We start from the raw sequence: 13,847 nt of genomic DNA on the forward strand, positions 1-13,847 counted from the left end.
GTATGAACGAACTGACCCCCTCCGCGGCCAGTGCCGCGGAGGGGGTTAGTTCACCTCCGCAAGTTGGAATGTGACATTCGTGGTACGGTCGTAAATGCACGGAGGCCCCTCCCTGGGGAGGGGCCTCGCTTAGCGGTTAAAGTTGGGATGTGACATTGTGGGTGACCGGGGCGAGGTCGTGACGCAGGAAGACTGCCTGGACGCCTTCTGGCAGACCGTTGCCGAGTTGACCATCAAGTACGCCGACCGCCTTGCGGAGGGCTAGGCCGCCAGCTCCTGGTCCTTCTTGGTGGGCTTCGGCGGCGGCGGAACCCACATGGGCCAGATCGTGCACTTGGTTGCGACCTTCCGGCCACGGTTCACCCGTATCTCCCGCACCAAGGTCTTGATCAACTTTCGCTGGTCGGCCACATCTGCCACCTCCAGCAGCTTCATGACCGTCGCGAAGTCCTCGATCTCGGGCTTCGGCGTAATTACCGGAGCGTCCTTGATCTTCTTCTTGAGGGCGGCCTGCTCCTCCTTGAGGCGGTATTTCGTACCGTCGTATTCCGCCCGGCGGCGACGGGCGGCCTCGTCCGAGATCAACTCGTTGAGAACGGCATCCGTCAGCTTGTCTTCCTTGGCCCGTAGCTCCGTCAGCTCCCGGGTGATCTGATCCAACCGAATCGTCTCCTCGGTGGCCTTCTCCTTGATCTGCTGCGCCTGGAGCTGAGCCACGCGGGCCGGCACGCTTCCAGCGCCCTGCGGATCTTCCTCAACGCGCTTCAACAGCCAGTCCTTGACGACTGTCATGACCGTCTCCAGCGAGACGTAGACACCCCCGCCAGGGCAGTCCTTGAACTTCATCTGCCGTGTGCATCGGAACAGCACGTCGAAGGGGTTGGGCTTCCCGTCCTTCCAGGGCCTCTGGACCTTCTTGGCGCGAAGCATGGCGTGCATATTGTTGCCGCAGCCCGAGCATGTCAGGGCTCCCGAGACTTCGTACTTAGCTGAGTGGTCGTGGGCCTTGTCGTCGTCCTGCTTGCCCTTGAGGCGACGCGCAACGTACGCATCCCAGACCTGCTCGCAGTAGACAGGATCGTCCCAGATCGCCTGATGCTTGCCTCGGTAATAGAGGTACGAGGTGATGTCCCTGTGCGCGCTCTTACGCCTCTTCTTGGTGGTCCCGTCCTCGCGTGTGATCACGACATGGAGCTCTTCCGGGAGCGTGTACCGGACGTAGCCAAGCCCGAAGCCGGAATCCAAGATCGAGTAGAGGTCCCCGGCGTCGATCTCCCGGCCCGTCCAGTGAACGACTCCCTTCGCGCGCAGCCACAGAACCATTGACCGTGCCGACTTGCCCTTGATGGCGTCAAGGTAGAGCTGGCCGTAGATGGGGTTAGTGACCCTGTCGCGCTTGAGAACGCCGTCCTTGCAGTTCGGGCACTTGTCCATAGGCTTGCCCGGTTCGGGTGTAGGGCATGTGTCGCAGCGGTAGTAACCGAACTTTCCGCGGCCAGCCGAACCGTGGGGGAGGCCGTGATTCTTGCGGCGCTCGATGGCCGCCTTCCACATGTCCGACTTCTGGTTGGACTCCAGCTCGGCAATGTTGAGCATCTGAGCGATGGCGAAGCGGCCGATCGTCGTCTTGCCGTCGAAGTCCTCGTGAGCTGCCCGGACCTCGATCCCGTAGGCCAGGAGATCGTCAAGGTGTTGCAGCGACTCACGCAGGTTGCGCCCGAAGCGCGACCAGATCCAGAGGATCAGGACATCGAATTCCTTGTTCCGGGCCATCTCCTTGATCTCGGAGATCTTCCGGTCCTCGAACTCTCGGCCAGACTCACCGAGGTCCATGATCGGCTCGATGGTCACTTCGATGTCGTTTGCATCGGCCAGCTTCATGCCGTGGCCGACCTGGAGTTCCGGGCTGATCATGTCTGCCCGAGCCTGAGATACGCGGACGTAGATGATGCCGCGCTTCTTACGCCGGAACGATGCGGGTATTCCGTCGTCCTCGGCGGGGCGGAGTCGGATGGGGGCAGGTGCGGGAACCACGGTTGTCACGTCCTCCAACGATAGGTGATGGATACACCCGTCGCTGACGGACCAAAGTCCCGACCAGGCAGTGCCTAGGTCCCGTGATGCACACTCGGAGCGACGAAGCTCGCGCCGAACATCGCCACGACGTGCTGGGCGCCCAGCCCGGCGGTCCGCGGCCACGACAGCCGCTCCTCCGGCCGGACCACCGCGCCGGGGGCGGGTGTCCGCCCGTCTCCGTGCAGGGTCCAACCCACGCCGAGGCCCATGTTCCACTCCTCTTCTCCGGACACTCCCCAGCGCCGGCCGCTGACATGTCGAGGCCGCAGCGCACGGAAGTGCCGCTGCGGCCAGTCGACATATTACGGCCGGATATCGATGGGTTCGTCCCGATCGGCCGGGTCGGCCTTCTCGCCGGCCCCGCCCCCAGACTGCCCCACCGGCGGCCGCCGGCGCAGTACCGCGGCGCCCACGACCAGCGCGAAGGCCAGCAGCGTGACCAGTCCGAAGGACACCACCAGCGAACTCGCGTCGGCCACCGCGCCGATCGCCGACGGCGCGATCAGCCCCGAGGTGTACGTGATCGTCGCGACGCCCGCGATGGCCTCGGCCGGGGCCGGCCCGCTGCGCCCCGCCGCGGCGAAGGCCAGCGGGACCACCACCGCGATGCCGAGCCCGATCATCCCGAAGCCGGCCAGGGCCGCCCCCGGGTGCCGCACCAGGACCACGAGCAGCCCGCCCGCGGTGGCCAGTACGCCGCCCGCCCGGACGGTGCGCACCGGCCCGAACCGGTCCACCACCCGGTCCCCGGCCAGCCGGGCCACGGCCATGGTGAGCGCGAAGGCGGTGGTGGAGGCGGCCGCCAGCCCGGCGTCCGTGTGCAGCACGTCCCGCAGGTACACCGCCGACCAGTCCAGGCTCGCGCCCTCGGCGAAGACCGCGCAGAAGCCGATGGCCCCGATGAACAGCGCGGACTTCGGGGGCAGCGTGAAGTGCGGCGGTGCCTGCGCCTCCGCGTCGCTGCGCAGGTCCAGTACGCCCCGTACGGCGATCAGGCCGGCCGCGGTGAGGACGAGCGCGGCGACCAGGTGGTGCAGCCGGGCGTCGGCCCCGGTGTGCGCGGCGACCGTCCCGGCGGCCGATCCGATCAGCGCGCCCACGCTCCACATGCCGTGCAGCGAGGACATGATCGAGTGGCCCAGCCGGTTCTCGGTCTCCACGCCCAGGGCGTTCATCGCCACGTCCGACATGCCCGCGGTGGCCCCGTAGACGAGCAGTGCCAGGCAGAGGACGGGCAGGTTCGGGGCGAGGCTCGGCAGGATCAGGGAGAGGGTCCACATCGCCAGCAGTCCCCGCAGTGCGGTGCGCGCGCCGAACCGGTGGTTGATCCGCCCGGCCAGCGGCATCGCGAACGCCGCACCGAGGGCGGGGAAGGCGAGGGCGAGTCCCAGGGTGCCCGCGCTGAGCTGGGCGTGGTCCTGGATCCAGGGGATGCGGGTGGCGAAGGAGCCGGTGACGGCGCCGTGGGCGCAGAAGACGGCCGCGATGGCGAAACGGGCATGGCGCAGGCGCGCCGGGCTGAGGTCGTTGTCCCCGGTCATGAGCATTAAACTATCAGGGACCCTGCCTGATAGATAATGGCCTCGACTCCCTAGGATGGGCGCCGTGACTTCCGCCCCCGCCCCGGTACCGTCCCCTGCCCCTGCCCCTGCCCCTGCCCCTGCCCCGGCACCGTCGCCCGCCTCGCCCAGCACGGCCCGGGCCCTCAACGACCGCCTCGCCCTGCGGCTCCTCCAGGAGTCCGGGCCGCTGACGGCCGCCCAGCTCAAGTCCATGACCGGCCTCTCCCGCCCCTCGGTCGCCGACCTCGTCGAACGGCTCACCGGAGCCGGGCTGATCGAGGTCGTCGGGGAGTCCGGCGAACAGCGGCGCGGCCCCAACGCCAAGCTGTACGGGATCGTCGCCGACCGCGCGCACCTGGCCGCCCTGGACGTCCGCACCGACCGGGTCACCGCCGTCGTCACCGACCTCCTCGGCCGGCCCCTGGCCGAGGCCGCCCTGCCCGTCGGCGCACCCGAGGACGCGGTCGCGGCCCTGCTGCGCACCGCGCACGAGGCCGGCGCGTCCGCCCTGCACACCGTCGTCATCGGAGCCCCCGGCCTGGTCACCCCGGCCACCGGCGAACTCCGCGACACCATCGGCCTGCCCGCGTGGCACCGCGACCTGGTGGGCGCCCTGCAACGGACCCTGCCCGCCGTGGTGGTGGTCGAGAACGAGACCAACCTGGCCGCCCTCGCCGAACAGCGCCTGGGCGTCGCCCGCGACCTGGACTCCTTCGTGCTGCTGTGGCTCGGCGCGGGCGTGGGCGCGGCGGTGGTCCTGGACGGCCGGCTGCGCCGGGGCGCCTCCGGCGGGGCGGGCGAGATCGGCTTCCTCCCGGTACCCGGCACCGGCACCCTGCCGTCGGCCACCGAGTGCGGGGGCGGCTTCCACGCCCTGGCGGGCCGGGAGGCGGTGGCGGCGCTCGCGGCGGAACACGGCTTCCGGGGGCCGGCGGAGGAGGCGGTGGCCGGGGCGGCCGGAGACGTGTTCCTGGACGCGCTGGCCGAGCGGCTCGCCCTCGGCGCCGCGGCGGTTGCGGCGGTGCTCGACCCGGGCTGCGTGGTCCTCGGCGGTGAGCTCGGGCGCGCGGGGGGCGATGCGCTGGCCGCCCGCGTCGCCGCCCGACTCGCCACCCTGTCCCCGGTGCCGACCGCGGTCCGCGCCACCGTGCTCGGTGACCGGGCGGTCCTCACCGGCGCCCGCCTGGCCGCCCGCGAGGCGGCGCAGGAAGTCCTGTTCGGGGGGTAGGACCGGCAGGACCGGTCCCACGGGTGGCTAGGCGGGGCTCCGCCCCGGACCCCGCGCCTCAATCGCCGGCGAGGCTGAATGTGCGCGGCGAGGCCGAACCGGCCGGTTGGGACGGGGGTGGGTGTGTGTCGGGGTGATCCCCGCAGGGCGTCGAACGCAACGAGGTTGCGCTCTCCGACCCCTCGTCACGTTCGGCGCCCGAGGAGACGCCCCGGCGCGCGCCCGCCCCCGGCACAACCGGCCCCCACCCGCTCGGCCTCGCCGCAACCGGCCCCCGGCCCCGGCTGGGCCCCGGTGCAACCGGCCCCGTACCCCGCCCGAGCGGCGCAGCCAACCGGCCCTGCCCGACAGGGCGCGGCTCCGGCCCTGACCTCGGCCCGCGCCGCACGAATTCAGCCCCTCCGGCGTTTGAGGAGCGGGTCCGGGCGGAGCCCGGCGGGGTCCGGGGCGGAGCCCCGATCTTTGGGCCGCACGATCCAGCCCCTCCGGCGTTTGAGGCGCGGGGTGCGGGGTGGAGCCCCGGCACGCCCGGGCCGTCAACGCGCCGACAGGAAGTCCTCGAACGTGGCCTTGCCGACGGCGTGCGCCGGAGTCAGGTGCGCGCCGCGGCGGAAGGCCGCGAAGGCCTTGCCCGGGAGCCGGACCGGGAGGACCGGGCGGCGGCGGCCCGTGCCGCGGAGGTAGGCCCGGGCCAGGTCCGTCATGTCGCGCGACTCGGGGCCGCCCATGTCCGGTACCCGCCCCGCCGGTGGGGCGGCCGCGAGGGCTGCCAGCCGGTCCGCGACCTCGTCGACCGAGATCGGCTGGTCCCGAGTCCCCGCGGGCACCAGCAGGACCGGCAGCTTCGCCATCGCCCGGAAGTAGCCGTGGACGAGGTCGTGGAACTGGGTGGTGCGCAGCACCGTCCAGCCCAGGCCCGACTCCTCCAGCATCCGCTCGACCTTGTGCTTGACCTGGTAGTACGGGTACGGAACCTGGTCCACGCCCACGATCGAGATGTAGACGACGTTGCGGACCGTTCCGGCCCGCCGGGCCGCCTCGATGAGGTGGCCCGCCGCCGTCTCGTCCCCGCCGCGCGGGCTGCTCGCACAGTGCACGACGACCTCGGCGCCCGCCGTCGCCGCGTCCAGCCCGCCGCCGTCCCGCAGGTCGACGGGGTGGTCCGGGGCGTGCCGGCTCAGGACGCGGACCTCGTGGCCCGCGTCCCGCAGCCGGGTGACGACCTGCGATCCGAGGGTTCCCGTGCCGCCGGTGACGAGGATGGTGCTCATGGTCCGTCCGTCCTTCCCTGGAGAAAAGCCTTCGCCAGCAGGGACTGGACAGCCCTCAGGAATGTGACAGCTGGCGCCGCAGGAATTGCAGCTTCTCCGGGTTCACGACCGCCTGCATCCCGCTGACCAGGCCGTCCTCGAATTCGATCAGCAGGACCGCCGCCTCCCCGAACAGCAGCGCGGGCGCCCCGTTGACCTCCGTGAAGGTGATCGGCAGGCCCGCCACGTACTTGCCCAGCGCGCCGATCGCGAAGCGGGCCACCTTGTCGCGGCCCAGGATCGGCCGCCGGGCCGCGTTGACCACGCCGCCGCCGTCCGACACGTACCGCACGTCCGCCGTCAGCATGCTCTCCAGCCGGGACACGTCCCCGCTGCGCGCCGCCGACATGAAGGTGTCCACCAGGCCCTGCCACTGCGCGGGGTCGGGCCGGAAGCGCGGCCGCGGGGCCTCCACGTGCCGGGCCGCCCGCCGGTACAGCTGGCGGCAGTTGGCCTCGGAGAGGTCGAGCAGCCCGGCGATCTCCCGGTGTCCGTACGCGAAGGCCTCGCGCAGCACGTACACCGCCCGCTCCACCGGCGTGAGCTGCTCCATGAGCACCAGCAGGGCCATGGACACGCTGTCCCGCTGCTCCGCCGACTCCAGCGGGCCGAGCGTCCCGTCCCCGGTGAGGACCGGCTCGGGCAGCCAGGGGCCGACGTACTCCTCGCGCCGGGCCCGCGCCGAGGTGAGCTGGTTGAGGCACAGGTTCGTGACGACCTTGGCGAGCCAGGCCCCCGGGTGCCCGACGTCCCCGCGGTCCGCCGACGCCCAGCGCAGGTACGCGTCCTGAACGGTGTCCTCGGCCTCCGCGGCGGAGCCGAGCATGCGGTAGGCGATGCCGAACATCCGGGGCCGGTGTTCCTCGAAGACCGCGTCGCTCGCGGTGACATGGGTGCTCACCCGGACAGCCTAGGCACGGGCGAGGACCCGGTGGCCGCCGGGCCACCGGGTCCTCACTCGCTCACGCGCGGATCAGGGTCAGCAGGCGCCCTGGTCCTTCCAGACACCCCATTCACCGGTGGTGCCGGGCTCCTCGTTCTGCGTCCACCACTGTGCCTTCCAGGTGTGGCCCTTGTGCGAGACGACGTTGCCGCTGTTGTAGACCGTGCCCGCCACGTACGCCGGGCCCGTGCAGGTCCCGCCCGTCGGCGCAGGGGTGGTGGGCGGCGTGGTCGGGGGAGTGGTGGGCGGGGTGGTCGGCGGCTGGGTGCCGCCCGGTTCCGTCACCGTGGTGCCGCGCGCCAGGTCCCCGGCGAGGGCGTAGGTGGTGCCGGAGATGTTCACCGTCCAGTTGGAGGGCGTGGAGACCGGCAGGTAGTAGTTGAAGGCCAGGTCGACCGAGGCGCCCGGGGCCAGCGTCTGCCAGGCCGGCAGCTTCAGGGAGACCCGCTGGAAGTCGCCCTTCAGGCCGCCGACGTTGTTGCCGGTGTGACCGCTGCTGATCACCTTGGTACCGAAGCCCGACTGGTCGGAGGCGTTGTCCGGGGCCGAGGTCCCGTAGTCGAACTGGAACTCGGTGCCGCCGGGCAGCGTCGCGTTCGTGTTGTTGGTGATCTTGAGCTTCGGGGTGAGCGGGTAGTTGGAGTCGCCCAGCTTGAACTCGGTGAACTCCGTCTTGATGTTCACGGCCCGGGTGGGCAGGGCGGTGGTGGACTTCCTCGCGCCGTACGGCGAGGCCGACTTGAACTTCTGGTACATCGCGTCGGTGAGCGTGTCGCCCCCCTCGTACTGGCCCTTGGCCGCGTTGTACGCGTAGTCGCCGGCGAGCTCCCAGACCATCGTCCCGCCGATGCCCTTGTTCACCACGTAGTCGGCCTTGGCGGCCACCGACTGCTCGTCCTCCGTCGAGAGGAAGACCTTCTTCTGCGCGTTCCACAGCCACGGCGCCACCAGGGTGGAGTCGTACTTGCGGACGTAGGTGCCGGTCAGCGTGGTGTTGGCCGGGAAGCCGTACGTGGTGACGTAGTCGCCGACGACCCCCTTCTCCAGGTTCTTGGCGTGCCACATCGGGTTGGAGCCCGCCGGGGACTCGACCCCGTTGGTGTCCTTGTCGTGCCACAGGTTGTCGATGCCGACCGCGCCGTCACCGCATTTGGTCAGGCCCGCGCCGGCCGGGCAGGTGGTCGCGGGGGCCTTGCCCCACAGGCCGTCGGTGCCGCCCTGCACGTTCTTGAAGCCGCGGGTGTAGTAGGGCAGGCCGATGTTGATGCGGCCGCCCGGCATCGAGCCGCGGAAGTAGTGGTACGCCCAGTCGGTGTTGAGGTAGCCGATGCCGCCGTACTGGGAGGTGGAGTACACGCCCGCGGCGGCCAGCTCGCCGTCCTTGCCGTCGTCGAAGAGCGAGGCGTTGGGGCCGACGTACTCGTTCCAGGCGCCGTGCAGGTCGTAGGACATGATGTTGACGTAGTCCAGGTACTTCTGCATCTGGAAGGTCTCCATGCCCCGCAGCAGGTAGCCGGAGGAGGGGGCTGCGACGGAGAGCAGGTAGTGCCTGCCGTCTGCGGCGCCCGCGCGGTCGAGCTTCTCGCGCAGGGACTTCATCAGGGCCGCGTAGCCCTGGACCAGGCCGGCGCGGCGGGCGTTGGACAGCTGCCAGTCGAGCGGGTTGCCCGCGTCCTTCATCGTGGTCGGGTACTCGTAATCGATGTCGACGCCGTTGAACCCGTACGTGCGGACGAACTCGACGGAGGAGTCGGCGAAGGTGTCGATACCGGCCTGGTTCACCGAGCCGTCGGCGTTGGTGGCCATCGAGTAGAAGCCGCCGGAGGCGACGCGGTTGCCGTCGTCGCCGAAGTAGCCGCCGGTCTCCGCCCAGCCGCCGACCGAGATCAGCGTCTTGACGTTCGGGTGCTGCTTCTTGAACTTGGTCAGCTGGTTGAAGTGGCCCTTGTAGGGGAGGGCCTGGTCCATCTCGGCGCCCGCGACGCCGGGCCAGGTCATCCCGGTGGCGGCGTTGTTCACGCCGTCCGAGCCGACGGAGATCTTGTTGTCGGCACCCACGTGGGCGAATGCGTAGTTCAGGTGGGTGACCTTGGACCACGGGATGTCGTGGGCGAGGTAGGCGGGGGTGCCGTCCTTGCCGGTGCGCCAGCCGGTGAAGTACCCGATGACGCGGCGCTGGTGGTCGGCGCCCATCTTCTCGCGGCCCTCGGAGTCGTAGACCGAGCAGTAGGGGACGTCGACGCCGGCCGTCTTGTACAGCCCGTCGGGGCGACAGCTCTCGTTGTCGGCGGCGTGCGAGACGCCCGCCGAGAGCCCGCCCACCAGCAGTCCGGCGATGGCGGCGCCGGATGCCAGGAGCATCGCTCTCGTACGTGTGGGGGACGGCATGGTGCCTCCTGGGGAGGGGAGGATGCGGGACGCAAGTGGACACAACGTGAAGCAACAGGGCTGGTGCGGAAGCGTGTTGGCCCGTGACGTGCGCACATCTGACGGGCTGTTCCCGAGAAGATGAAGGGAACGTTAAGAGGACTAGACCACCCCGTCAATAGGTCTGGACCAACCCTGGGTCCACTTCGCCAGGTCCCGGCCGGGCGCCGGCTCCGGTCGCGGACGAGGCCCGACCGGCGTCACCCCCGGGTCACCCTCTGTGAGCCAGGCCACACCGCATCACCTGCATGGCGCCGGATCACCCGTGGCAGACTGGCTGGAGTACCAGTAGCAGCGCACTCCGGGGTCGGTGTAATTCCGAACCGGCGGTTATAGTCCGCGACCCGTCCGCAGCCAGCGGCCGGTTGACCAGGTGAGATTCCTGGACCGACGGTTAAAGTCCGGATGGGAGGCAGTGCGCGGCGGGCCAGTCACAGGTACGCCGCCGTCGGCGGTTCATCGGCATATCCCTGCGGACATGCCCGATCGGACCGTTTTCCGGCCTCGGCGTCCCCCCTGTGAGCTGGACCGCTTCATCTGTCGTATCCCGACAGGCCCCGGAGTCCGTGCCCGATGAGGCAGGAGGACCCGGTGGCGACACACGCCGCGCACGCAGCACCCGCATCCGACGCGGGTACCCGTGCCATGCGCCGAGCCGTCGAGCTCGCCGCCCGCGGACTCGGCTCCACCAGCCCCAACCCCGTCGTCGGCTGCGTCATCACCGACGCCTGCGGCACCGTCGTGGGCGAGGGCTGGCACGAGCGGGCCGGCGGCCCGCACGCCGAGGTCAACGCCCTGCGCGCCGCGGGCGACGCGGCCCGCGGCGGCACCGCCTACGTCACCCTCGAACCCTGCAACCACACCGGCCGTACGGGACCCTGCGCCCGCGCCCTCGCCGAGGCCGGCATCGCCCGCGTGGTCTACGCCGTCTCCGACCCGAACCCGCAGGCCAGCGGTGGCGCGGCCACCCTGCGCGCCGCCGGGATCGACACCGAGGCCGGGTTCCTGGAAGCCGAGGCCGAGGCCGGCAACACCGCCTGGCTGACCTCCGTACGGCTCGGCCGCCCCCACGTGACCTGGAAGTACGCCGCCACCCTCGACGGCCGCAGCGCCGCGGCCGACGGCACCAGCCGCTGGATCAGCTCCGCCGAGTCCCGCGCGGACGTCCACCGGCTGCGCGCCGAGGCCGACGCCGTCCTGGTGGGCGGCGGCACCCTGCGCGCCGACGACCCGCACCTCGCCGTGCGCGGCATCGACGGAGCCACCCAGCCCCTGCGCGTGGCCCTCGACACCCACGCCGCGATCCTGCCGTCCGCCCGCGTCCTCGACGACTCCGCGCCCACGCTGCTGGTCGTCGCCGAGGACGCCGACACCCGCCACCTGCCCGGCGTCGACCTGCTCCGGCTGCCCCTGCACGACGGCCGGATCCCGATCCACCGGCTCCTGACGGAGCTCTACGCCCGCGGCGTGCGCTCCCTCCTCCTGGAGGGCGGCCCCACCCTGGCGGGCGCCTTCGCCGAGGGCGGGACCGTCGACCGGGTCGTCGGCTACCTCGCCCCGGCCCTGCTCGGCGCCGGCCCCGCCGCCTTCGGCGACGCGGGCATCACGAACATCTCCCAGGCCGTCCGCCTCGACATCACCGAGGCCGTCCGCGTGGGCCCCGACCTCCGCATCACCGCCATCCCCACCACCGCCCCGAAGGAGCACTGAGTGTTCACCGGAATCGTCGAAGAACTGGGCGAGGTCACCGCCGTCGAGCAGCTCGAGGAGGCCTCCCGCTTCCGGCTGCGCGGCCCCCTCGTCACCGAGGGCGCCAAGCACGGGGACTCCATCGCCGTCAACGGCGTCTGCCTGACCGTCGTGGAGACCGCCGACGGCGAGTTCACCGCCGACGTCATGCAGGAGACCCTCAACCGCTCCAGCCTCGGCGCCCTGACCAAGGGCTCCCGGGTCAACCTGGAACGCCCGATGGCCCTCGGCGGCCGGCTCGGCGGCCACCTGGTCCAGGGGCACGTGGACGGCACCGGCGAGATCCTCTCCCGGACCCCCTCCGAGCACTGGGAGATCGTCAAGGTCGCCCTCCCGGAGAACCTGTCCCGCTACGTCGTCGAGAAGGGCTCCATCACCGTCGACGGCGTCAGCCTCACCGTGGTCGAGGCCGCCGCCGACTGGTTCACCATCAGCCTCATCCCCACCACCCTCGCCCTGACCACGCTCGGCACCAAGCAGGCCGGCGACCCGGTCAACCTGGAGGTCGACGTCCTCGCGAAGTACGTCGAGCGCCTCCTGGCCGCCGGCGTGGACCCGCTGCACGCGAATCCGACGGGAGACGCCCGGTGACCGCCCTGACCTGGCTCAACGCCGAGGCCTTCACCGTCTTCGGGCAGAAGGTCATCTGGTCCGACATGATCGGCAACCTGATGGGCCTGGCCGCGCTCGCCCTCGGCTGGCGCCGCTCCATATGGACCTGGCCCGCCCAGCTCCTCTCCGGCCTGATCCTCATCGCCGCCTACGCCTCCGCCCACCTCACGGGCGGCGTCGGCAAGCAGCTCCTGGTCATCGGCGTGGCCGCGTGGGGCTGGCGCGCCTGGCAGCTCGGCCGGCAGCAGGCCCAGGACGGTTCCATCGCCGTGCGCACCGCCACCTGGAAGGAGCGCGGACTGCTCCTCGCCGGGGCGGCGCTCGGCACCCTCGCCGTCGGCGGCCTGTTCACGCTCTACCCGGACCTGTCGTGGAGCCCGTGGGCCGACGCGTACATCTTCGTCGGCACCATCGTCGCGATGGTCGCCCAGGCCCGCGGCCTCGTCGAGTTCTGGATCGCCTGGCTCCTCGTCGACCTGGTCGGCGTCCCCCTCGCCTTCAACGGCGGCCTGGCCTTCTCCGGCCTCGTCTACGTCGTGTACTTCGCCCTCGTCGTCTGGGGCGCCTACGACTGGTACCAGCGCTCGCGCACCACCACCCCCGCCACGGCCCTGGAAGGAGCAACGGCATGACCACCCTCAAGCCCGTGCCCGAGATCCCCGAAGTTGCCTTCCTCCTCGACCCCGTCGAGCAGGCCGTCCGCGACATCGCGGCGGGCCGGCCGGTCGTCGTCGTCGACGACGAGGACCGGGAGAACGAGGGCGACCTCGTCATCGCCGCCGAGAAGGCCACCCCGGAGATCATCGCCTTCATGATGAGCGAGTGCCGCGGCCTGATCTGCGCCCCCATGGAGGGCCCCGAGCTGGACCGGCTCGAACTCCCCCAGATGGTCCAGAACAACACCGAGTCGATGAAGACCGCCTTCACCGTCTCCGTCGACGCGAGCGCCGCCCACGGCGTCTCCACCGGCATCTCGGCCGCCGACCGCGCCACCACCCTGCGCCTCCTCGCCGACGGGGTCTCCGGACCCGGCGACTTCGTCCGCCCCGGCCACATCTTCCCGCTGCGCGCCAAGCCCGGCGGCGTCCTGGTCCGCAACGGCCACACCGAGGCCGCCGTCGACCTGGCCCGCCTCGCGGGCCTGCGCCCGGCCGGTGCCATCGTGGAGATCGCCGGCGAGGACGGCGTCATGCTGCGCCTGCCCGAGCTGATCCCCTTCGCCCGCAAGCACGGCCTGACGATCATCTCCATCGAGGACCTGATCGCCTACCGCCGCTCCGCCGAGCCCACCGTGCGCCGCGAGGCCGAGGTCAGCCTCCCGACCGCCTTCGGCGAGTTCACGGCCTACGGCTACCGCTCCACCGTCGACGGCGTCGAGCACGTCGCCCTCGTCCACGGCGAGATCGGCGACGGCAGCGACCTCTTGGTCCGCATGCACTCCGAATGCCTGACCGGCGACATCTTCGCCTCCCAGCGCTGCGACTGCGGCCCCCAGCTGCACGCCTCCATGGAGCGGATCAAGGCCGAGGGCCGCGGGGTCGTCGTCTACCTGCGCGGCCACGAGGGCCGCGGCATCGGACTGCTGTCCAAGCTGCGCGCGTACGAGCTCCAGGAGCGCGGCCGCGACACCCTCGACGCCAACCTGGAACTGGGCCTGCCCGCCGACGCCCGCGACTACGCCGCCGGCGCGCAGATCCTCGCCGACCTCGGCGCGCACACGGTCCGGCTGCTCACCAACAACCCCGACAAGTCCGCCGCCCTCGTCCGGCACGGCATCGAGGTCACCAGCCGGGAGGCCATGCCGGTCGAGGCCGGCGAGCACAATCTGCGGTACCTGCGCACCAAGCGGGACCGGATGGGCCACGACCTGCCCTGGCTGGACGGGGCCGTGACCACGTCCGCCTGCGGCAACCAGTAAGCACGCACCACCACCGTACGTA

10 protein-coding genes, 1 pseudogene and 1 riboswitch are annotated in these 13,847 nt (G+C 71.3%); of the genes and pseudogenes, 5 read left to right on the forward strand and 6 right to left on the reverse strand.

Going from position 1 to position 13,847, the window contains the following annotated elements; translation table 11 throughout:
• Positions 1–261: 261 nt before the first annotated feature.
• The 3 genes and pseudogenes from IF88_RS0101330 to IF88_RS0101340 all read right to left on the reverse strand — a co-directional run bounded on the left by IF88_RS0101330 (position 262) and on the right by IF88_RS0101340 (position 3,617).
• Positions 262–2,043: a recombinase family protein gene (locus IF88_RS0101330; RefSeq protein ID WP_158754268.1), complete on the reverse strand. Its 1,782-nt coding sequence runs from the start codon at positions 2,041–2,043 to the stop codon at positions 262–264.
• 86 nt (positions 2,044–2,129) lie between these two features.
• Positions 2,130–2,285 (reverse strand): annotated as a pseudogene (locus IF88_RS45160) (nitrate reductase); the annotation flags it as partial.
• Positions 2,286–2,378: 93 nt separating this feature from the next.
• A complete protein-coding gene (locus tag IF88_RS0101340; RefSeq protein ID WP_051836290.1) occupies positions 2,379–3,617 on the reverse strand; it encodes an MFS transporter in 1,239 nt (412 codons plus the stop codon).
• Positions 3,618–3,672: 55 nt separating this feature from the next.
• Here IF88_RS0101340 and IF88_RS0101345 point away from each other — a divergent pair, with 55 nt between their 5' ends.
• Positions 3,673–4,866: an ROK family transcriptional regulator gene (locus IF88_RS0101345; protein ID WP_030706559.1), complete on the forward strand. Its 1,194-nt coding sequence runs from the start codon at positions 3,673–3,675 to the stop codon at positions 4,864–4,866.
• A 536-nt stretch (positions 4,867–5,402) separates the two neighbouring features.
• Here the strand turns inward: IF88_RS0101345 and IF88_RS0101350 are convergent.
• The 3 genes from IF88_RS0101350 to IF88_RS0101360 form a co-directional block, all read right to left on the reverse strand.
• Entirely contained in the window at positions 5,403–6,137 is a 735-nt protein-coding gene (locus IF88_RS0101350) for an SDR family oxidoreductase (protein ID WP_030706560.1), read from the reverse strand.
• 55 nt (positions 6,138–6,192) lie between these two features.
• Positions 6,193–7,077 (reverse strand): RNA polymerase sigma-70 factor, encoded by an 885-nt coding sequence (locus tag IF88_RS0101355; RefSeq protein WP_030706562.1) that lies wholly within the window; start codon positions 7,075–7,077, stop codon positions 6,193–6,195.
• A gap of 78 nt (positions 7,078–7,155) precedes the next feature.
• Positions 7,156–9,507, reverse strand: coding sequence for a chitinase C-terminal domain-containing protein (locus IF88_RS0101360; RefSeq protein ID WP_030706564.1), 2,352 nt, complete (start codon positions 9,505–9,507; stop codon positions 7,156–7,158).
• A 331-nt stretch (positions 9,508–9,838) separates the two neighbouring features.
• A riboswitch (FMN riboswitch) is annotated at positions 9,839–9,969 on the forward strand.
• A gap of 150 nt (positions 9,970–10,119) precedes the next feature.
• Here IF88_RS0101360 and ribD point away from each other — a divergent pair.
• The 4 genes from ribD to IF88_RS0101380 are packed head-to-tail and all read left to right on the forward strand — an operon-like array spanning position 10,120 to position 13,825.
• Complete coding sequence (gene ribD, locus IF88_RS0101365; RefSeq protein WP_078892631.1) at positions 10,120–11,256, forward strand: bifunctional diaminohydroxyphosphoribosylaminopyrimidine deaminase/5-amino-6-(5-phosphoribosylamino)uracil reductase RibD; 1,137 nt, start codon at positions 10,120–10,122, stop codon at positions 11,254–11,256.
• On the forward strand, positions 11,257–11,886 hold the full coding sequence (locus IF88_RS0101370; protein ID WP_030706568.1) for a riboflavin synthase: 630 nt from the start codon (positions 11,257–11,259) through the stop codon (positions 11,884–11,886).
• Positions 11,883–12,539 (forward strand): nicotinamide mononucleotide transporter family protein, encoded by a 657-nt coding sequence (locus IF88_RS0101375; RefSeq protein WP_030706570.1) that lies wholly within the window; start codon positions 11,883–11,885, stop codon positions 12,537–12,539. Before IF88_RS0101370 ends, IF88_RS0101375 begins: the two co-directional genes overlap by 4 nt.
• Complete coding sequence (locus IF88_RS0101380; RefSeq protein ID WP_051836252.1) at positions 12,536–13,825, forward strand: bifunctional 3,4-dihydroxy-2-butanone-4-phosphate synthase/GTP cyclohydrolase II; 1,290 nt, start codon at positions 12,536–12,538, stop codon at positions 13,823–13,825. Before IF88_RS0101375 ends, IF88_RS0101380 begins: the two co-directional genes overlap by 4 nt.
• Positions 13,826–13,847 lie beyond the last annotated feature (22 nt).

Source organism: Streptomyces sp. NRRL F-2580 (assembly GCF_000720115.1).
Classification (GTDB): domain Bacteria; phylum Actinomycetota; class Actinomycetes; order Streptomycetales; family Streptomycetaceae; genus Streptomyces.